General features: G+C 38.4%; 20 protein-coding genes and 3 tRNA genes. 22 read left to right on the top strand and 1 reads right to left on the bottom strand.

The genetic code is table 11. The annotated features are described in order from the left end of the window. The first annotated feature begins 95 nt into the window (after positions 1–95). From KHY58_RS08400 to KHY58_RS08425, 6 genes are all read left to right on the top strand, one after another. Positions 96–887, top strand: a complete 792-nt coding sequence (locus KHY58_RS08400) for a thymidylate synthase (protein ID WP_278473016.1) — start codon at positions 96–98, stop codon at positions 885–887. Positions 888–1,018: 131 nt separating this feature from the next. Beyond that, positions 1,019–1,513 (top strand): dihydrofolate reductase, encoded by a 495-nt coding sequence (locus KHY58_RS08405; RefSeq protein ID WP_278473018.1) that lies wholly within the window; start codon positions 1,019–1,021, stop codon positions 1,511–1,513. Continuing rightward, on the top strand, positions 1,510–3,822 hold the full coding sequence (locus KHY58_RS08410) for a Tex family protein (protein WP_278473020.1): 2,313 nt from the start codon (positions 1,510–1,512) through the stop codon (positions 3,820–3,822). The genes KHY58_RS08405 and KHY58_RS08410 overlap by 4 nt, the downstream gene beginning before the upstream one ends. A gap of 261 nt (positions 3,823–4,083) precedes the next feature. Beyond that, positions 4,084–5,568, top strand: coding sequence for an aldehyde dehydrogenase family protein (locus tag KHY58_RS08415; protein WP_278473022.1), 1,485 nt, complete (start codon positions 4,084–4,086; stop codon positions 5,566–5,568). Positions 5,569–5,739: 171 nt separating this feature from the next. Beyond that, positions 5,740–6,540, top strand: coding sequence for a hypothetical protein (locus KHY58_RS08420; protein WP_229039601.1), 801 nt, complete (start codon positions 5,740–5,742; stop codon positions 6,538–6,540). Next, positions 6,533–6,811, top strand: a complete 279-nt coding sequence (locus KHY58_RS08425) for a hypothetical protein (RefSeq protein ID WP_229039600.1) — start codon at positions 6,533–6,535, stop codon at positions 6,809–6,811. The genes KHY58_RS08420 and KHY58_RS08425 overlap by 8 nt, the downstream gene beginning before the upstream one ends. A gap of 82 nt (positions 6,812–6,893) precedes the next feature. On the opposite strand, the gene KHY58_RS08430 is transcribed toward KHY58_RS08425, so the two are convergent. Further along, positions 6,894–7,469 carry a hypothetical protein gene (locus KHY58_RS08430; RefSeq protein ID WP_174892355.1) on the bottom strand — a complete coding sequence of 192 codons (576 nt, stop codon included), beginning with the start codon at positions 7,467–7,469 and terminating at the stop codon, positions 6,894–6,896. A 305-nt stretch (positions 7,470–7,774) separates the two neighbouring features. Here KHY58_RS08430 and KHY58_RS08435 point away from each other — a divergent pair, with 305 nt between their 5' ends. From KHY58_RS08435 to KHY58_RS08510, 16 genes are all read left to right on the top strand, one after another. Then, on the top strand, positions 7,775–8,725 hold the full coding sequence (locus tag KHY58_RS08435; RefSeq protein ID WP_156696937.1) for a hypothetical protein: 951 nt from the start codon (positions 7,775–7,777) through the stop codon (positions 8,723–8,725). A gap of 21 nt (positions 8,726–8,746) precedes the next feature. Beyond that, entirely contained in the window at positions 8,747–9,139 is a 393-nt protein-coding gene (locus tag KHY58_RS08440; protein WP_008715059.1) for a hypothetical protein, read from the top strand. A gap of 104 nt (positions 9,140–9,243) precedes the next feature. Continuing rightward, the gene (locus KHY58_RS08445; protein WP_156696938.1) at positions 9,244–9,672 is read left to right on the top strand and encodes a phosphatase; all 429 of its coding nucleotides are present in this window, start codon (positions 9,244–9,246) and stop codon (positions 9,670–9,672) included. 97 nt (positions 9,673–9,769) lie between these two features. Next, the gene (locus KHY58_RS08450) at positions 9,770–11,317 is read left to right on the top strand and encodes a DEAD/DEAH box helicase (RefSeq protein WP_024061602.1); all 1,548 of its coding nucleotides are present in this window, start codon (positions 9,770–9,772) and stop codon (positions 11,315–11,317) included. Positions 11,318–11,488: 171 nt separating this feature from the next. After that, positions 11,489–11,908 (top strand): Fur family transcriptional regulator, encoded by a 420-nt coding sequence (locus tag KHY58_RS08455; RefSeq protein ID WP_004695325.1) that lies wholly within the window; start codon positions 11,489–11,491, stop codon positions 11,906–11,908. A 193-nt stretch (positions 11,909–12,101) separates the two neighbouring features. Further along, the gene (locus KHY58_RS08460) at positions 12,102–12,938 is read left to right on the top strand and encodes a deoxyribonuclease IV (protein ID WP_024061601.1); all 837 of its coding nucleotides are present in this window, start codon (positions 12,102–12,104) and stop codon (positions 12,936–12,938) included. 265 nt (positions 12,939–13,203) lie between these two features. Continuing rightward, entirely contained in the window at positions 13,204–14,436 is a 1,233-nt protein-coding gene (locus KHY58_RS08465) for an exonuclease SbcCD subunit D (RefSeq protein WP_156696939.1), read from the top strand. Then, positions 14,437–17,520, top strand: a complete 3,084-nt coding sequence (locus KHY58_RS08470; RefSeq protein WP_278473028.1) for an AAA family ATPase — start codon at positions 14,437–14,439, stop codon at positions 17,518–17,520. A 92-nt stretch (positions 17,521–17,612) separates the two neighbouring features. After that, complete coding sequence (locus KHY58_RS08475) at positions 17,613–17,987, top strand: VOC family protein (protein ID WP_004696890.1); 375 nt, start codon at positions 17,613–17,615, stop codon at positions 17,985–17,987. After that, entirely contained in the window at positions 17,987–18,694 is a 708-nt protein-coding gene (locus KHY58_RS08480) for a tRNA threonylcarbamoyladenosine dehydratase (protein WP_060919884.1), read from the top strand. Before KHY58_RS08475 ends, KHY58_RS08480 begins: the two co-directional genes overlap by 1 nt. Next, positions 18,691–19,125 carry a peptidylprolyl isomerase gene (locus KHY58_RS08485; protein ID WP_004695336.1) on the top strand — a complete coding sequence of 145 codons (435 nt, stop codon included), beginning with the start codon at positions 18,691–18,693 and terminating at the stop codon, positions 19,123–19,125. The genes KHY58_RS08480 and KHY58_RS08485 overlap by 4 nt, the downstream gene beginning before the upstream one ends. Before the next feature lie 4 nt (positions 19,126–19,129). Further along, the gene (locus KHY58_RS08490; protein WP_004695338.1) at positions 19,130–19,759 is read left to right on the top strand and encodes a hypothetical protein; all 630 of its coding nucleotides are present in this window, start codon (positions 19,130–19,132) and stop codon (positions 19,757–19,759) included. Between the two features lie 83 nt (positions 19,760–19,842). Further along, positions 19,843–20,682, top strand: a complete 840-nt coding sequence (gene speE, locus KHY58_RS08495) for a polyamine aminopropyltransferase (protein ID WP_004695340.1) — start codon at positions 19,843–19,845, stop codon at positions 20,680–20,682. A 218-nt stretch (positions 20,683–20,900) separates the two neighbouring features. Then, positions 20,901–20,976, top strand: a tRNA-His gene (locus tag KHY58_RS08500). A gap of 24 nt (positions 20,977–21,000) precedes the next feature. After that, positions 21,001–21,075: transfer RNA gene (locus KHY58_RS08505), tRNA-Gln, on the top strand. Between the two features lie 4 nt (positions 21,076–21,079). Next, positions 21,080–21,155, top strand: a tRNA-Lys gene (locus tag KHY58_RS08510). Positions 21,156–21,510 lie beyond the last annotated feature (355 nt).

A 21,510-nucleotide genomic window follows, 5' to 3' on the forward strand; every position in this document is an offset into this window, starting at 1 on the left:
TATTTTTTAGTATGATAGTACTATATGTTTTAGTAAGATTAGCAAGATATACGTTAGTATTATTTGGCTTATTATAAATAGATTTAGGGGGATATATGAGCTTAGCTGATACACAATACCTCGGTATTATTGAAAATATTTTAGATCATGGTATTTATGGTCAAAACCGTACAGGAATCGCAACGTACAAATTGCCTCAACAAATCATGCAATTTAACTTGCAAGAGGAATTCCCGATTTTGACTACAAAATTTGTAGCTTTCAAAACGGCTGTAAAAGAATTACTTTGGATTTGGCAAATGCAGTCCAATGACGTACGCAAATTGCAAGAAATGAATGTGCACGTGTGGGATGAATGGATGCGTGAGGATGGTACTATTGGTAAAGCATACGGCTACCAAATTGCGAAGTATAAGCAATTAGACAAGCTCATCAAAACGATTAAAGAAGATCCTGATAGTCGCCGAATGATTGTAACCCTTTGGAATATTGAAGATTTAGATGACATGGCGTTGCAACCATGTGCGTATGAAACCTTATGGGATGTAGGGGATGGTTACTTGAACTGCATGCTCATCCAACGCAGTGGTGACATGGGGCTTGGCGTTCCGTTTAACACGGCTCAATATGCGGCATTACAATGTATGATTGCTCAAGTAACCGGTCTAAAACCAGGTAAATTTACACATGTTATCAACAATGCCCACATCTATGAAAATCACGTAGAGGCATTGCGTGAGCAATTAGCACGTCGCAATCAAGCGTTGCCTGCTCCAAAAATTATCGTGAATCCTGAGGTAAAAGACTTCTATGACTTTACACCAGAGGACGTTACATTAGATGGATATGAACATTTAGGTAAATTGTCCATGACTGTTGCTGTATAGCATTGTATTCATGACAATTGTTAAATAGCATAATATGTATGGCTGTTGCTATATTATTTTGTATTCATAGCCGTTGCTAAATATCATAATTTATGACTGTTGCCATATAGTATTAACCGAAAGGGGGCAGTATGTTAGCATTAATCGTAGCCGTAGCACATAATCGTGTAATCGGTAAAGATAATACCTTGATTTGGCATTTGCCAAATGATTTGAAATTCTTTAAGGAAAAAACAACAGGCCATGTTATCATCATGGGCCGTAAGACCTTTGAAAGCTTACCGTTCTTGTTGCCAAATCGTGAGCATTGGGTAATTACTCGTGATAAAGGCTTTGACGCACCGGAAGGTGTTAAGATTTTCCATAGCCCTGAGGCGGCTGCTGAAGCAGCATGTGCGCTTGATGCGGCCTACGTTATTGGTGGCGCTCAAGTATACGAGGCTTTTCTACCTTACGTAGATACTATGTATATCACTGAAGTAGACCACGAATTTGATGGGGATGCATTTTTTCCTGAGTTTTCTGAGGAGGCTTTCATCATCGAATCCGTAGTAGATGGTGCGGTGGATGAAAAGAACAAATATCCTCATCGTTTTGTAACCTATCGCAGAAAGGCATCCAAATGAGTGAAAGAATGTTTGCCATCATCGGCAGTGAATTAAATGTTAAGCCAAAGCAGGTGCAAGCTGCCGTAGAATTGTTGGACGAAGGCAATACGGTGCCATTTATTGCGCGGTATCGTAAAGAGGTAACGGGCGAATTGCAAGATGAGCAATTGCGCACCATTGAAGAACGCATTAAATACTTGCGCAACTTAGAAACACGTCGCCAAGAAATCATTGCTTCTATTACAGAGCAAGAAAAGATGACAGACGAGTTGATGAAATCCTTAGAGGCTGCAACAAAGCTTCAAGAATTAGAGGATTTGTATTTACCGTACCGTCCAAAGAAACGTACGCGTGCTATGATTGCCCGTGAACGTGGTTTAGAGCCTTTGGCTGATATGATTATCAACGATACAGTTACCTCTGGAGATCCGTTAGAAATTGCAAAAGAATATATAACAGAAGAGGTTCCTACGCCAGAGGATGCCATACAAGGCGCTTCTGATATCGTAGCGGAAATCGTCAGTGATAGTGCAGACTTCCGGGCGTACTTGCGTAAGAAGATGTGGAATGAAGGCTTTATTCAAGCTGAATTGAGCGGTGAAGAGGAAGAACAACAACAATTCTTGCAATACGCTGAATATGCTGAGCCCGTACGTCAAATGCCGTCCCATCGTATCTTGGCGGTAAATCGCGGTGAAAAATTAGGTGCTTTGAAATTAGCTCTAACTGTACCAGGTGACACCTATATTGCTTATATGTTACAAAAGTTAGAGAAAAATCCGAAGTCGATCTTTGCAGAGTATAAAGCGGCTGCTGTAGCTGATGCGTACAAACGTCTTATTTTCCCAGCTTTAGAGCGTGAAATTCGCAATGAATTGACGGAAAAAGCCGATGAGCAAGCTATCAAGGTGTTCGGTGTAAATCTTAAAAATCTATTGTTACAACCGCCATTGGCAGGGCATGTTATCATGGGCCTTGACCCAGGGTACCGCACCGGTTGTAAGATGGCTATCATCGATCAACAAGGCAATGTGCTCGATTACGGTGCTTACTACTTAACGAATAGTGAAAAGCTTCGCAAGGAAGCTCAAAAGGTATTGGCTGATAAAATCCGTAAGTTTAAGGTTACTCTTTTATCCATTGGTAATGGTACGGCATCCTATGAAACAGAGCAATTTGCATCTACTATGATTGAAGAGGAAAAATTAGATTGCCACTATATCATCACTAATGAAGCGGGCGCATCTGTGTACTCAGCATCTAAATTAGCTATCGATGAGTTACCTGATTTAGATGTTACCATTCGAGGTGCCGTATCTATTGCACGCCGTGTACAAGATCCATTGGCTGAATCTGTTAAAATCGATCCTAAATCTATTGGTGTAGGTCAATACCAACATGATGTAAATCAAAAACAATTGACTCATACCTTAGACCAAGTAGTTGAAACGGTAGTAAACCATGTTGGGGTAGAGCTGAATACGGCATCCCCAGCTATCTTGCAACATGTTGCAGGCATTTCTAGTGCGGTGGCTAAGAATATTGTTGCATACCGTCAAGAAAATGGTGTGTTTAAAAGCCGTAAGGAATTGCTAAAAGTGCCTCGTTTAGGCCCTGCAGCATTCACGCAATGTGCGGGTTTTCTTCGCTTGCAACATGGTAAAAATCCACTGGATAGTACATCCGTCCATCCAGAGTCTTATGAATTGGCAGAGCGCATCATTGGTGAGTTAGGCTTTACCTTAAAAGACTTACAAGATAAATCTCAATTAGAAGCATTGCAAGTAAAATTACCTCTTGTAGATGCGGACAAAATGGCTGCCAAGCTTGATGCGGGCGTGCCAACTGTTCGAGATATCTTGGCGGCTCTTGCTAAACCAGGTCGCGACCCTCGTGAAGATTTACCGGCTCCATTGACCAGAAAACACGTAGTGAGCCTTGAAGATATCAAGGTAGGTACCGTTGTAAAAGGTACCGTTCATAACGTAGTTGATTTTGGAGCTTTCGTAGACTTTGGGCTTAAAACGAATGGTCTATTACATCGCAGCGAGCTTTGTAACAGCCGTCAGCATCCATCTGATGTGCTTGCTGTAGGTGATATTATCGAAGCACAAATTATTTCTGTTGATGTAAAACGCAATCGTATCGGTTTATCTGTAAAAGCATTGCAACCGGAAAAGTCGAAGAATAACGATAATAACCATAATAGAAATAACAACGGTCAGCGTCGAAATAATGATAACCGAAATAACAACCGTAATAATGGCGGACGTCAAAATGATAATCACAATAATGGCTCTCGTAATAATGGGAATCGTCGAAACTGATAATTTCTTAGAAGGCTAGTTAATCTATATTAATAGATTTTAAATGAAACTCATTCTTGACTAAAAGTCATTATACGAAAAACCGCACTCTCTATGGTTTTAGAGGGTGCGGTTTTTCTATATAACTAAAATCTATGCATATTAATGCAGAACAGATATATCGAAAATGGTATATCTAATTGAAAATTTTAGATATAAGGAGTATGATGTAATCACAGAGGGGAAATTCCTAAATCATATTCCTAAAGAGGAGGTAATGCAATGAGCTTGAACCTTAAAGAAAGATATGGACTTTTAATTAATAATGAATGGGTAAAGGCATCTGACGGTGCTGAATTCAATGTATATAACCCTGCTAATGGCGAACAACTCGCTATCTGTGCAGAGGCTACATATGGCGATGTTGATAAAGCTGTAGAGGCTGCAACAGAAGCTTTCAAAACGTGGAAAAACGTTTCTCAAGTAGAACGTGCTGACTATTTATTGAAAATTGCGGATGCTATCGATGCTCACAAAGAACATTTGGCACAAGTTGAAACATACGACAATGGTAAGCCAATCCGTGAAACATTGAACGTGGATATTCCACTTGGGGCGGACCATTTCCGTTATTTTGCAGGCGTGCTTCGTTCCGAAGAAGGTTCTGCACAAGTATTTGATGAAAATACATTGAGCCTTATTGTGCGCGAACCAATTGGCGTTGTAGGCCAAGTTGTACCTTGGAACTTCCCATTCCTAATGGCCGCTTGGAAATTGGCTCCAGCTCTTGCAGCAGGATGTACAGTTGTTATTAAACCTTCTAGCCATACATCCCTCAGTCTATTAGAACTAGGGGACATTTTGAAAGAAATTTTGCCGCCAGGTGTTGTAAACATCGTAACTGGTAAAGGTTCTAAATCTGGTCAATATATCCTTGATCATCCTGGTTTTAGCAAACTTGCTTTCACAGGCTCTACAGAGGTAGGTCTAGATGTATATAAAGCAGCATCTGAACGCTTGATTCCTGCCACATTGGAATTAGGTGGTAAATCTGCGAATATCTTCTTTGACGATGCGAACTGGAAACAGGCTCTTGATGGGGCAATGCTTGGTATCCTCTTCAACCAAGGTCAAGTATGCTGCGCAGGTTCCCGTATCTTTGTACAAGATACAATTTATGATAAATTCGTAGCTGAACTTGCCGCACTATTCGATAAGGTGAAAGTTGGTTTGCCTTGGGAAGAATCTACACAACTTGGTTCCTTAATTTACGAAGATCAAGTGAACAAAGTACTTAGCTATGTAGACCTTGCAAAAGAAGAAGGTGCTCGCATTGTAGCCGGTGGTGTACGTGTTACTGATGGTGAACTTGGTAAAGGGTGCTTCGTAAGACCTACACTTATTGCAGATGCTACAAATGATATGCGCGTAGCTCGCGAAGAAATCTTCGGTCCTGTAGCCGTTGTCATCAAATTCCACAGCGAAGAAGAAGTGATTGAACAAGCTAATGACAGCCTATACGGTCTTGGCGGTGGCGTATTCACGCAAAACATCAACCGTGCTATCCGCGTAGCTCGCGGTATCGAAACAGGTCGTATGTGGGTAAATACATATAACTCTATCCCTGCAGGCGCTCCATTTGGCGGTTACAAACAATCCGGTATCGGACGTGAAACTCACAAAGTTATCCTTGAGCACTACACTCAAATGAAAAACATCATCGTAAACTTGAGCGATAAACCATCTGGGTTCTACGATTTAGATTAATAATTGAATAGACTCTACCTATAATTACATAAAAGAGGCACCAATTTAATTATTGGTGCCTTTTGTGTTATTCATTATAATATTATTATAAATAAAATACACTTTTACGATAAAGAGGATTCGAATAATTGTTGTGTACGTATATGTGTAAAAATAAGGAGAGGTGAAATAATGAGGTCTATTCCCATCAAAAAATTATATAATCCCCAATATGATCTCTTATCTATTAGTGATAAGGAGGAATTGTTATATCAAATTGGAGAAATATATAATCTAGAATTAATATCCTTTAAAGACTTTGCTGCATTTAGACAATCCACATATACAGCAGTATATCGTTCACATGATGGTATAGACTTTGTATTTGTTCCTGGCGATACTGTTACGTTAGGGTTTGATTTTAAAAATAAACCATTGCAGGATATTTTTAATGATGAAAATTTGGCGGAGCTTGCCTATCCATTTGTGGAGGGCTATGAAGATGAAATCTTTAGTGAAGACGATGTTCAAACTAAGATTCGCGAAACACTAGAAGATGAAGAGGTACTATCCAACATAGAAACGTATTTTAAACATAATTTTACTCAAGAAGATGAGTTTGTAATCCATCCATTATTGGTACAAAAAGAGTATAGTGAAACTTGTTGGACACCTATTTCAGATGAGGAACTCAGACAAAATAAAGAGTGGCAACAGATGATAGAAAAAGCCGAAAGCAAGGGGCTTTCTGAAATAATGATTCATAATATCATTTGTTTATATCAAACAGACGATAACCATTGGTATGGTAAACTTTATGAAGAAACTACATTTAAGAAATTGTTACAGAACATAAAAAATCATGGGTACTCTTTACCGACACGAAGAGAGTGGGAGTATTTATCTGGCAAGGGGTGTAGGACCATTTTTCCATGGGGGAACAATATAGATTTTTCTATGAACTTAAAACATATGGAATGGATGGATGGATAATGATGGAGAGTATACATTAGAAAAGGAAAACTTTTTTGGCTTGATTATAGGTGATGATCCGTATTGTAGAGAAATCGTCTATGACGAAGGTGAATTTTCCTATAAAGGTGGAGACGGTGGCCGCAATATATGTGGCGGCTTAGGCGTTATTTGGGGCTATTTACCTGTTTCACCATACTTTCAAGATAGTGAAATGGTAATTGGCAATAATATAAATGGAGGATATGATTTCTTTAGACGCGTTATAAGAATTAATGACAATATGAAATGATGTTACATATAATAATTCTAACATTTCAAATGATAACGTCGTCTCATACGTAAAAGAGGTACCCTAGATGGTACCTCTTTTATTAATATTGGGATAAACGGAATATTTTTCTATACTCTTGCGGTGCATCAGAACCATCAGAAGGTTTTATGATGACTCTAATATATATTTTTTCTTTGAAATCTGGATATGTTGCAGCATATTCTTTGCAGAATTGATCCATACGATTGTAAAAGTTTATTACATCTTGATTTTGTATAGCCGAATAGGGGATAGGCATTTCAATATACAAAGAAGATGTATCATATGTTCCATAGGATAACTCCTCTGATGTTAGATAGTTTTTCATTAATGGGAATGCAGTTATCAGCGGAATGTTGGTTATCAACATTCGATCAACTTGTGGTACAACAGGTGCAGAGGTGTGCAAGACTTCAGATATTTCAATGGGCATTTGTGGATATTTGTCAAAGGTGACTTGCCATCTATTGTTCCTATGAGACTCTAAGTGATATGTTAGATTAGGATAATCCTCATTTATATATTGTTGTACCTCATCTTCACTATAATGTGAGAGAAGATGACAACCCGTTGTTAGTATGAGGGATAGTATAATCAGTGGTAATAATATAAATCGTTTTAGGGTAAAAGGTTTCATTGTATATTCCTTTTATACTACTTTAGGAAGTTTAGTAAATCGTAATTGCTTAACAGGTATTGTTTAATTTATTGGCGGAATTTTGGAGTACATTTTGGAGTACATTATTTTAATTATATTATATCTTAATTAAATGTTTACTCATATAGCTGATTTAATACCACACACCTCTCAATAAATCATAATAAAGAAGTAGCCCGAAAGAGGTGTCTTTTTTGTACTTAACAATAGTCTATTATATGTAAAAGTATAGGGTATGTTATAATTGTAGCCATATAAAATCGTGTTATTTATAGAGGGCTATTATGAATTTGAAGAGAGTAATTAAATGGATTGGATATATTGTTGGCATAATAGTAGTGCTTTATATACTCATATTGGGAGTATTGATATATTTCTTGGCAAGTGGTGACTTTAAAAATAGTTTGATTTATTTAAGTGATCTTAAAGAGAGTGGATTATATTATGGCAATGAAAACCGTAAGATTGCTGATAATGTAGTTGCTGTTCATGAGGTGGATAATAAACTTTATTACATAACGTTAGACGGTATTGGTATTTTTGATGAAAATGTAAGTTTACTAGATGCTTGGAATAAAAATCTTAATAAATATAATACTTTCATTCCTCGGATAGATTCTAAAGAAACACAATTTAATGTAAGTCTTGATCAGTTATACCCTAATATTTCTAGTCTTGATGAAAGTGATAGAGATATATGGCATGAGATCTTTTATGATAGTGAGAAACGATATACAGGTCCAAACGCTGGATATACTATAAAGTTACCTTTCTATGTATCGTATAGAAAGGAAGACTCGATTAAGCATAATGATATAGTAGATCTTTCTACAGGGACTATTATTGGTGAGTATGGAAGTGAGCATATTTTAAGAAATAATGCTTATTATAACTTTAAATTTGGAAAATTGACTAAGCTTGATTTCTCTCAGAAAGCTATATATAGCTATTATTCTAATAATCTTGATATAGGTCGGTTTAGCAAGAATAATGCAGGTGATGAGAGATATGAATCTTATGCACGAAATGAGTTAAATAAAGTAAGAACGAAAGACATAGAGGTATTACCTAATTTACTAAATCAACGATTCATAGTGTTTAATTCCTTTAACGAGTTTTCTGATTTTGATAAAGTTACCTTTGAAGCATTAACCATTGATGCAATTAAAAATCGGAAGGCTTTACAATTAGGGCCGTTAGAAAATCAAACCCTGCAGCAGTATTTGAGTAAGTAACCATATAGTGGATGGTGTAAAATGAACAAATTTGAAATATTAGGATATTTTTGGATTTTTATATCTATGTCATTATCTATAGGGTTATATAAACTTGAGCTTAGTAAACGTGTCATTGATGAAGAATATGAATATATTAAAAAGCATAGAGCTTTTGGTAATTTAACCAAGTATTTAACAATAATTGCAATTGTAAGTGTAGTCCTATTAAATTGTAAATTTTTAATTGATAAAGATTATTTATTTATTGCCCAATATGGTGTTGTTTGGGGAGTTTACGTACTTTTTATTATATGCACAGGTTTTTATCAAAAGCGGAATAGTTTGTATTATAAACGTGGTCTTTTTGCTATTTTTTCTATATTATTTGGTATTGCTGGTTTAGGTTATGCATTAAAGAATATGTTCTTTTAGTAGTAAATATATCAATTCAGATTTTATCAATATAGTATTGTTTTGTATGGGCACTTATGGAATGATTTTTAGAAATAAAAAATGATTAAAGGACAGTATAATTCATGATTCAATTAGATTATCTATTAATTATAGGAATATTGCTTAGTGTTTTGCTTTTTCTTTTGGTTGGCGTATTTTACTATAGTAAATCTAAACTTTTAAAGGGACTCAATATTTGGTTTTTAATAATACTTAGCGTTTTATTAAGTTATTTATTATATCCCTTATATGAACTGACAGATTATAGAGAAGAATTTACGTCAGTAGTTATTATCTCTGCGATAATTATTAAAGTAATTATCAATTTATCTATATTTATGATAGCGGATAGAATAACAACAAAATGGATTTCTAAATTATTATTAATTATATGGGTTGTTCTTGTTGAATGCTTGTATATGCCTATTTATTTGTCATATCTTGTTTTGTTATGTGTATCAGGTGGAATTGTGTTGATTGAACATTTTAAGGGGAAAAGAAATCCTATTTAGCTTAGATTCAGAATTACTTTTATAGCGCTCGCCCTCGAAATATGATATACTACTTAAATGCGCATAGTTCGTGCGCGATAGGAGGAAACACATTTAGATGTTAGAAAAATTTGAACAATTAATGATTAGCGAACCTGTTCTAAGAGCGTTAAACGATATGGGCTTTGAAGAGCCTACGCCAATTCAACAGGAAGCTATCCCAGTTGCCATGAGCGGTAAGGACATGATCGGTCAAGCTCAAACAGGTACTGGTAAGACAGCAGCATTTGGCTTGCCTGTATTGGAACGCGTAGACGGGAATGAGCGTCACGTTCAAGTAGTTATTTTATCCCCTACACGAGAATTAGCTATTCAAGTAGCTGAAGAGCTTAACAAAATGGCTCAGTACACGAATATCACAGCACTACCAATCTACGGTGGTCAAGATATTAATCGTCAGTTCCGTGCCTTGAAAAAGAACCCTCAAATCATCGTTGCCACTCCTGGCCGATTGATGGATCATATGGATCGTGGTTCTATTAAATTTGACCATGTGAAAGTTGTGGTATTGGACGAAGCCGACGAAATGTTAAATATGGGCTTTGTTGATGATATCAATAAAATCTTGGGTGCTATCCCAGAAGACCATCAAACATTGTTGTTCTCTGCTACGATGCCTAAAGCTATCCAACAATTAGCTGAAACATATTTGACAGAGCCAACATTGATTCGCATGAAACCGACTCAAGTTACGATGGACTTGATCGAACAATACTATATCGAAGTGCAAGACCGTCAAAAATTCGATGTTCTTTGTCGTTTGTTTGATATCCAAACACCTGAACTTGCTATTATTTTCACGCGTACGAAACGTCGTGTTGATGAAGTGACAGAAGGTCTTAAGAAACGTGGTTACATGGCGGAAGGCATCCATGGCGATTTGTCTCAACAAAAACGGGACAGCGTAATTCGCCAATTCCGCGAAGGTACCATTGATATTCTCGTGGCTACAGATGTGGCAGCTCGTGGTCTTGATATTTCTGGCGTATCTCACGTATATAATTATGATATGCCTCAAGATCCTGAAAGCTACACACACCGCGTAGGTCGTACAGGTCGTGCCGGTAAAGCAGGTCAAGCTTTCACGTTCGTTATCCCTCGTGAAATGGAGCATTTACATGCTATCGAGCGTTTAACAAAACGTAAAATTGCACGTCGTCGTGCACCTTCATTAGGTGAAGTTCTTGAAGGTCAACAACGTTTGGCAATTGAAAGCCTCGTTGAAATGACAGATAATCTAGAAGCCTTGGCGCCTTTCAAATCTAGTGCTGAGGAATTGTTGAATGATACAGATTCCGTAACACTTTTGGCGGCAGCTCTTAAATTGTTAACAAAAGAACCAGATACTACTCCTGTAAATATTACAGAAGAAAAACCATTGCGTGTACGCCGTCGTCGTGAAAGTGGTCGTAGTGATCGTCGCCGTCGTGATGGTGATCGTCGTCGAGATGACCGCCCACGTCGCAGTCGCGATGATCGTAGAAGTGATCGTCGCAATGACCGTAAAGGTGACCGTCGCAGAGATGATCGTAAATCTGATCGTCCGCGTGGAGAGAAAAAAACTCGCCATCAAAGTGAAGGTTTTAAGCCTTACTTTAAAGACTAATAGGATGTGGATTGCTTCTGGGCAATCCACATTTTTTATTACTTAATAGTTAATACTATTTATCTTGATAAGTGTTGAGAATTTTGATATAATAAATAATAATTATTTCTTGTAAACGGTCGATAATGGCCTATGCCTTATAGATTTCCAAGTGGAGAAAGGTAGATTATTATGGATATCGCACAAATTTTGCGTAGTCAGGGGTTTAAAGTAACCCCACAACGTATTGCGATTTATGATGCTTTGCGTGGTCATCATGATCATCCAACAGCAGAGATGTTGTATCATACGTTGCGCCCAGAACATCCAAGCATGAGCTTGGCTACAGTGTACAAGACGATGGAGATTTTTGAAAAAATCGGTCTTGTTAAAATTCTAGAAGTTGGTGATGAGCGCGCTCATTACGACTGGGACACACAAGCTCATTCCCATATCCGTTGCATTCGTTGTAATAAGGTAGAGGATATGATGGGCATTGATTTGAAAGCTATCAAAACGATTGCTGATCAAGGTAGTGAATATCAAATCACAGGTCAACATATTACCTTTGAAGGTGTTTGCCCTGAGTGTGCAAAAAAAGAAAGTCATTAATAGATAACCCCTGTTGTTGAAGGGCTCCTTCACGGCAGGGGTTATATTAGTTATCATATATCTTTATCTATTAGTGTTATAGAATAGCTATAGTAACAAAAATAGCTATAAGCATAATACAATAGATATTAGAGTTAGGCGTTTTATAATTATAAAATTGTAGAAATCGTATAGTCATATATAGAGGAGTATTATGTTTGTAATAGGCAGTCACTTATCAATTAGCAAAGGTTATTTACATATGGGCAAGGAAGCGACTAAAATTGGGGGAAATACGTTCCAATACTTTACGCGCAACCCTCGCGGTGGTAGCATGCGAGCTCTCGATGTTGAGGATATGAATAACCTTAGTGTATATATGAAAGAACACAACTTTGGTACCTTGTTGGCCCATGCACCGTATACTTATAACCCATGTGCCGCCAAAGAGGATTTACGCGCTTTTGCGAAGCAATCTATGATGGAAGATTTAGAGCGTATGGAATATTTGCCAGGTCAAATGTATAACTTTCACCCTGGTAGCCATGTGAAGCAAGGCGTAGATCAAGGTATTGAATACATTGTAGAGTGTTTGAATGAAATCTTATTTCCAGGTATGAAGACAACAGTCCTCTTGGAAGTAATGGCTGGTAAGGGTACAGAAATTGGCTCTCGTTTTGAAGAAATTGCACGCATCATCGATGGCGTAAAACTAAAAGAGTACATGGGTGTGTGCGTTGATACTTGCCATATTCACGAAGGGGGTTATGATATCGTAAATAATCTCGATGGCGTTATTGACGAGTTCGATCGAATTGTAGGTCTTGATCGTTTGAAAGCCATTCATTTGAATGACTCTAAAAATCCTATGGGGGCCCATAAAGATCGTCATGAAAAAATTGGGGAAGGACATATTGGTATCGATGCTATTGCTCGCGTTGTAACACATCCTAAATTGACGAACTTGCCATTCTACTTGGAAACACCAAATGAATTGGACGGTTACGCAAAGGAAATTGCTATGCTACGCTCTATCGTAGAAAATAAATAATTAAAATACAGATGTTAATTTAGTTATATAATAAATATGTAGAATACCTGATGCTATACTAGTTATTGCAAACTCATAAAGTTATTAAAACTATTAAAGCTGTTAAAGCTATTAAAGCTATATAAAGCTATATAAAGTTATATAAAGCTATATAAAGTTATATAAAGTTATTGAATTTCCATAAACTTATGGGACTAAGAGATCGTTTTGGCATTTGAATACATACATTGTGTAAGGTATAGGGAGAACTGGAAAGGGGGACAAAATGCGTTTTTTACATACTGCCGATTGGCATTTAGGGCGTATTTTTTATGGCCAGTACTTAACAGGGGACCAAGCTCATGTGTTGGAACATCAGTTTTTTAATATTTTGAAAGATGAAAACATCGATGGCATATTGCTTGCAGGGGATATTTTTGATAGAGCGGTGCCACCCATTGAAGCTATCGAATTGTGGGACTCCATCATCACTCGTCTAGCTATGGACTACAAGGTGCCTCTCTTTGTGGTGAGCGGTAATCACGATGGGGCAGAACGTCTTGAAGTGGGGCGCTCTATGTTGGGCCAATCGGGTATCCATATTTGGGGCTCTCCTCATCACGCGTTGAAGCCTTTTGAATTTGAAGGGACAGATGGCAAGGTGGCAATTTGTCCTATGCCTTTTAGTGAACCCCGGCGCATAGGGGAGGCTTTATTTGCTGATGTAGAGTCTACTAATACAGAAACTGCCAATATTGAAATTGCTGACATAGTAACACCGTGTTATGAACAAAATTGCGAAAGCGCTTTGAATCTGCACAATTATGACCAAATGTATCAGGCTTGGAGTAATTACTTGTATAAACAAGTGCCTAAGGGGATGCGCAGTATCGCCATTAGCCATGCCTTTGTTATGGGCGGTGAAGTAGGGGGCTCAGAGCGTACCTTGTCTGTAGGTGGCAGTGAACAGGTAAATCCTCAAGCCTTTAAAGATTTTCACTATACTGCCTTGGGACATTTGCATGGGTCTCAACGAATGGGTGCAGATTGTATTCGCTATAGTGGCTCTCCATTAAAGTATTCCTTTGATGAACATATGCAAAAGAAGTCTTTCACCATCATTGATATGGATACAAAGGGGACCGTAGATATTAGTACAATTCCTGTAGAGGTGAAGCGAGATGTAGTCATTTTGGAAGGATATTTTGAAGACCTGTTAAATGATAAAGTATTACAGGCTAAACATAGGGATGATTATGTGCAAGCTCGTTTACTTGATACGATGCCGATTATGGATGGAATGGCTAAACTGCGCCAGGTATATCATCGTTGTATGACCATTGATCTAGTTGGTCGCATGGCAGGGCCTATAGCAGATATGGGTGAGGCAATTTTCAAAGAATTAAATGAACGGGATCTATTTAATCAATTTGCAGAAACTGTGTGGAAGGAACCTTTAACAGAGCAAGAACAGCAATATATCAACTCTGTATGGGACCGAATTCTTAAGGAGGACTAAATGAAGCCTATATCATTAACTATAGAAGCCTTTGGTCCGTATCGTGATTCGGTCACATTGGACTTTAACGAGCTCCAAGACCATTCCATGTTTCTCATCGCTGGCCCTACAGGGGCAGGGAAAACATCAATCTTAGATGCCATGGTGTATGCCTTGTATGGTGAGCCGAGTGGGGAAGTACGTAAAATAGATGCTATTCGCAGTGACTTTGCAGAACCTCATCGAATGACTCGTGTTGATTTCTCCTTTGCTATTGGCGATGCACAATATCGTGTTGAACGGTTACCGAAACAGATGGTAGCAAAGAAACGTGGTACAGGGATGCGTGAGCAGAATGCTAGCGCTACTGTATATGAAAAGAAAGATGGTGAGTGGAAGGTTATTGCCACCTCGGCTGCCGCCATTCGCGATACCATTCAGCAAATTATAGGCTTTCGCAAGGATCAGTTCTTACAAGTTGTGCTATTACCTCAAGGGGAATTCCGAAAGTTACTAGTGGCCTCTACGAGTGAACGTGAGGAATTACTACATACACTCTTTAGAACGGAACTATATAGGAAATTACAAGAAGCACTCAAGACTGCCTATGATGAAGCAAAGGCAGGTATTGAAGAAAATCTAACAAAGCAAACTGCCTTCATACAGTCCATCCCTCATGATGGAGCAACTCCAATGGTAACCATTGAGCATGTGCGTGAGTTACTAGCAAATCGGGGCCCACATCGAGAAGCTCTTGCTATAGATCGAGATGAGGCAGTAACCGTGGTAGAACAGTTTAATGTGCTCCGAAATCAATGGTCGTTATATAATCAGGCTCAACAATCTCTTGCTGAGGCTACTTCGAAACTTGAACTCATGAAAGCAAGGGAAACTGAGCGTGTAAATCTAAGCGAAAAGGTTCAGTTCCTTAACTCTTTGGCACCAACTCATGAATTATATAAACAATATATTGAGAAACAAGCTATATTAAAAACTTTAGAACAGGCCCTTTCAGATGCGAAAAAACATGTGGAACTAGCAACTCAACATGAGGCTAAATGTTTAGAGGTTTACAGTGGCTTAGAAGGTCAATCTGAAAGTATACAAGCTAAGAGAACTACCTTAGCTCAATTTCAACAACAAGCAGAGAAGTTTGACGAGTTAGATGTATTGAAAAAGAAATTCTCTACACTGCATAGTAGTTTAGAAGAATTAGATAGTAAAAAAAGCGAAGATGCCTTAGCTAAACAACGGGAGCTTGTAAAAACTTTAGAAAACGACTTAGGAAGTTTGCGTAAACAGTTACAAGATAATAACAAATCCTTAGAGAATATTACTGTTATTCAAGGGCAACTAAATGATTTACATAGATATTCTGAATTAATAGAGGAAATTAGTAAGGTACAAAAAGAAATCGATGATAAAGGTCAAACGTTAGCGTCTTTAGGTGAAACAGTGCAGGTTGTAAAGGTACATCTTGAACGATTAGAGCATCTAATGCAAGAAGGGCGTGCCTTTGAGCTAGTTCATCTAGTTGTAGCTAATGAGCCTTGTCCGGTCTGTGGCTCTACAGATCATCCACAGTTAGCGGCGAAGCCAGAGATTTATCCGACTAAGGATGAAATTGAAGAGGCTCGTAAAGCCCGTGACGTAGCACTACAAAAGCAAGCTAGCGAAGTGGGACAACAGAAAACCTTAGTTACTCGTCTTGATGAGTTAACTAAGCAAGTAGAGGCACAAGTTTATACGCTAAAGTTATCTATGGACGGTTTTTCTGAGAAAAACTTTGCATCTGTTCAACAGGATTTGTTGGCTAAAATGGATCAACTCACAGCTTTACGTGGTGAGACTGAATTGTTAAGTAAAACTATAGCTGACAAGGAGCATAAGTTAAAAGTAGCTAGAGATAAGTTAGCAACTTTAGAGCTTGCCCATAATGAATTACTTAAAAATCTACACGATCTAGAGATTCGGATTAGCTCAGTACAGGCTAACATTGATGCTCTATCTAAAACTTTACCAACCACGGATATAGCTGCGTGGCAAAAACAGCTAGAGTCGTTAGATAGTGAGATTACGGTTTACGATGAGCAGGTGAAAGTTGGTAAAACTAATTTAGATGCTGCTCGAGAACAGTTGAATGCCAAACGCGGACGCTTAGAAACTTTGTCCTCTCAAGTAAAAGAAGAAACAAAAAATCTTAATTTGATGTATGAGAACTATACAAAGTCATTACAAGCCATTTCTTTAGGAGAGGATGATTTTGTAGAGGCTTTACGTGATATTAAAGAGATAGAGACCTATAGAACACAGCTGCATGCTTTGGATGAAGCCTTTAATAAAGCACAAGCTGTATATGATGCAGCGTTAAAGGTAGCAGAAACTGTGGTTAAGCCAAGTGAGACTGTTTCCGATGAAATCTATGCTACAGCAGTAGCGCATCGAGATACACTAGTAGGTAATCTTGCGGCATGGGATAAAGAAACAAAGCATATCGAAACTACGCTCACCTCATTAGAAACACTTGAAACTGCTATGGGCGAGGCTCGGGAAAAGGTGAAGTTCTTAAGCCGATTAAATGATCTCGCTAATGGTGGGGAGCAAGGCTTTAAAAATGTTACCTTTGAGCGTTATGTATTGGGGGCTATCTTAGATGAGGTCGTATATGCAGCCAATTTACGACTTCAGAAGATGAGTCGCAACAGATATTCCTTGGAAAGATCTGACTATACAGGTGGTGGTCGTGGCAAGCAAGGCCTTGATTTGGCAGTTATGGATGCTTTCACGGGGCAATCTAGACCGGCAAATACCTTGTCGGGTGGCGAAACATTCTTGGCCTCTATGGCGCTTGCCTTGGGATTAGCGGATGTTATTCAAAGCTATGCTGGTGGTATCCATATGGATACGATGTTCATCGATGAAGGCTTTGGCACGCTTGACCCAGATACATTGGAACTAGCTATGGAAACATTGGTACAATTGCAATCTTCTGGGCGCCTTATCGGTATGATTTCCCATGTACCTGAGTTAAAATCGCGCATACCTGCTCATTTAGAAGTTATTCGCGGTGACGATGGTAGTACGGCAAAATTTGTTATTAACTAGATATCATTAACTAGATATAGATTTGCCAAATGTGTTACTATAAAAAGAGGAGAATTCCTACAAAAACATCCTGTATTTACGAAGGGGGTTCTATGAAGTTTTCGTTTGCTCATAATAATATAAATGTTAAAGACCTTGATAAAAGTCTAGCATTCTATAAAGAGGCGTTATTGCTCGAGGAGTCTCGTCGTTTGGAAGACCCAAGCGGTGCTTTCACTCTCGTGTATTTAAAAAGTCCTTATACAGCACATGAATTAGAACTTACATGGTTGCGTGACTGGGATCGCCCTTATAATTTAGGGGATAATGAATTCCACTTAGCATTCTATGTAGATGACTATGAAGCGGCTCTTAAAAAGCATAAAGAAATGGGCGTTGTTGCTTATGAAAATGCTGATATGGGCATTTATTTCATAGCGGATCCAGATGGATATTGGACCGAAATCATTCCGACGGGGAAATATTAATGGAATATATGTTAACTCGTTTAGAGTGGTTGGTTGGTCCCAATAAAATCCAAACATTAAAGGACACGTCTATTGCACTCTTTGGTGTCGGTGGCGTAGGTGGTGGTGCCCTTGAGGCGTTAGTGCGAGCTGGTGTGGGGCGCATCGTCATTATTGATGGTGACTCCGTAGCGCCTAGCAATTTGAACCGCCAAATGATTACGACTCATGATACGATTGGGGCACGTAAGGTAGAGGTGGCAAAGGCGCGAGCTCTTTCCATTAATCCTGATGTGGTGATAGAAACCCATGATATTATGTATACTGAGGAAATCTATCCTGGATTTATTCAAAGCTTGAACGTTGATTATGTTATTGACGCCATCGATATGGTAACGGCGAAACTTAATATCATTGAGGTTTGTCAACGTGAAAGCATCCCTGTTATTTCTTGTATGGGCGGAGGTAATCGCTTTTACCCAGAAAAACTTATGATTGCAGATATCAATAAGTCTCATACATGTCCTTTGGCACGCGTTATGCGTCGGGAACTCAAAAAACGGGGTATAAAAAAACAATTAGTTTTATTTTCTACTGAAAAACCGACAAAACCACAGTTCCGTGGTGATGCCACAAGTCCTGGGACATGTAGTTTTGTGCCACCAGTGGCAGGTTTTATATTAGCAGCACATGTGTTGCGTACAATTTTGGAGGTACCTGAACAATGAAAAAAGCGAAAATCCATATGGCTGACGGCGGCGATATCGTAATTGAATTATTTGAAAAAGAAGCGCCTGGCACAGTACAAAACTTTATCGACTTGATTAACAAAGGCTTCTACAATGGCCTTCGTTTTCACCGTGTAATTCCTGGTTTCGTAGCACAAGGTGGTTGTCCTAATGGCAACGGTACAGGTGGTCCTGGCTATACAATTAAAGATGAATTAGTTGGCAATCCGCATAAACATGAGCGCGGTGCTTTATCTATGGCTCACCGTGGCCCTAATACTGGTGGTAGTCAGTTCTTTATTGTATATGAGCCACAACCTCATTTAGATGGTGTACATACTGTATTTGGTAAAGTCATTGAAGGTATGGATGTAGTTGATGGTATCCAACAAGGTGCTATCATGGAAACTGTAGAAGTAATCGAAGGTTAATCTCATGAATGAAGTATCTATTAAACATCCAGAATGGCTATATATCGATGTAAATGGTAAAACATCATATGGGTATGACCAAGAGTGGTTCACTGATGAGTGGCAACGCTTGTCTGGTTGTGGGCCTACATCGGCATCACAAGTATTGGGCTATTCGCTATTTAGGGATGGCTTATTAGATCTAGAAACCACATCCGACCAAACGCTTGCTTTAGAACGGATGAACTTAGTTTGGAAATATGTAAAGCCACGTTTTGGTGGTGGTGTTTATAAAACTCAATGGATGGAACGTGGTCTTACTCGCTTACTCGAGGATAAAAGCCTATCTTATGATGTACATATGTTGAATGTATCTCCGTTCTGTGCATCACGCGTAGAGGTGGAGGCTGCAGCTCAGTTTATACATGATGCATTGGCACAGGATGTGCCTGTAGCATTTTTAAATCGTCATAAAGGAAAAGAGAAGGCTCTCTATACCTGGCATTGGGTTCCGATTCACAAGATGTTTATGGACGGCGATGATATCCGCTGTGGCATCTTTGATGAAGGTGAAATTCGTGATTTCTCTTTGGCGAATTGGATGAAAGACACTATTTTAGGTGGTGGATTCTGTTACATTAGTCGCAAAGAGTAAGTAATAGAGCAATTAAAGTAATATACATACGCATCGCAGTGATTTGCGATGCGTATTGTAGTATAAATAGTAGGAGGTACTACATGAGTCAATGGATTACTGAGGAACAAACACCTCACTTACGTCTAAGCGCTGAAGCGGAAGAAGTGCTTTACTCTGGGGAATCTGAGTTCCAGAAAATTGAGGTTTTTAAATCAAAAGAGTATGGTATGATGCTCGCTTTAGATGGCGTGTTCCAAACATCTGAGCGTGAAGAGTTTATCTATCATGAAATGATGAGCCATATCCCTTTGTTCTTACATCCTAATCCTGAGCGCGTTTTGATTATCGGTGGTGGTGATGGTGGCGTAGCTAGAGAATGTGTACGTCATGATTGTGTAAAAGAAGTAACAATGGTTGAAATCGATGGTAAGGTTGTAGAGTTGGCAAAACAATATCTACCAACTATTGCTAAAGCTATGATTGAAAACCACCCTAAATTGACTGTAAAAATTGGTGATGGTATTGGTTTCATGGCAGAAGCAGAAGATTACTATGATGTAATTATCGTGGATTGTTCCGATCCAATCGGTCCTGGTGAAGGCTTATTTACAGAAGAATTCTATAAGAATACATTAAAAGCTTTGAAAGCTGATGGCTTGTTTGTACAACAAACAGAATCTCCGATGTTACATCAACCATTAGTGGAAAAAGTTTTTGGTTACGTTAATAGCCATTTCCCAATTGCTCGCTTATATACAGCTTTTATTCCAATCTATCCTGCAGGAATGCATTGTTTTACATTGGGTTCCAAAACATTTGATCCTCTAACATGGACTCCAAACCGTGAACAAAACTTTGAAACTAAGTATTATAATGCAGATATTCAAAAAGCTGCATTTGCATTGCCAAATTTTGTAAAAAATTATTTGCCAACTAAGTAAATAATATGTATAATGGGGAAGCACCATTTGTGAAACGAAAGTTTCCGATAGTGCTTCCTTATTTATATGGGGATTAAAGGGCTTATATTAGAGATAACACAATTAAAAGTTTCGTTTGTAAAAATTAATGAAATTGAGAAAAAGGTGTTGACACAAATCTCTAGAAAAGATATAATTCTCTTTGTTACGAAGACAATGTCTTCGATACCTACAAGGTGGTGGGTATGGTGAAGCGGTTAACACGGCGGATTGTGGCTCCGTTACGCGTGGGTTCGATCCCCACTACTCACCCCATAACCTACACATCGTAATCACTGTAGGGGTGTCGCCAAGTGGTAAGGCAACGGACTTTGACTCCGTTATGCGCTGGTTCGATCCCAGCCACCCCTGCCAACATGACTCACTAGCTCAGTTGGCAGAGCACCTGACTTTTAATCAGGGTGTCCCGCGTTCGAGTCGCGGGTGAGTCACCAAATTAAAACTCACAAACTTCGGTTTGTGAGTTTTCTATCTCTATTTTTAGAGATTTTGGTTATGATTGTGAGTATAAATTTAATCAAAAATCGGTTGAAAAAATCTTTGGAAAAGAGGTTGACGATTTAAGGTTAGATTGATATACTATACAAGTCGTTAGGGCGCAGAACTAACGTAACAGATCTTTGAAAACTGAACAATGATAGGTAATCAATCAAAACGATTGAACATATGCCAGAGTGCGGGTTTTGACAAAGTCAAAACCAACCATAATTCAAAGTTACTTCAATGTAACGACAACAAATAATGAGCTATTCAAATAGCTTCAAGATATCTTGGAGAGTTTGATCCTGG

This window comes from Veillonella parvula (assembly GCF_018366295.1).
GTDB classification, from domain to species: Bacteria; Bacillota; Negativicutes; order Veillonellales; family Veillonellaceae; genus Veillonella; species Veillonella parvula_P.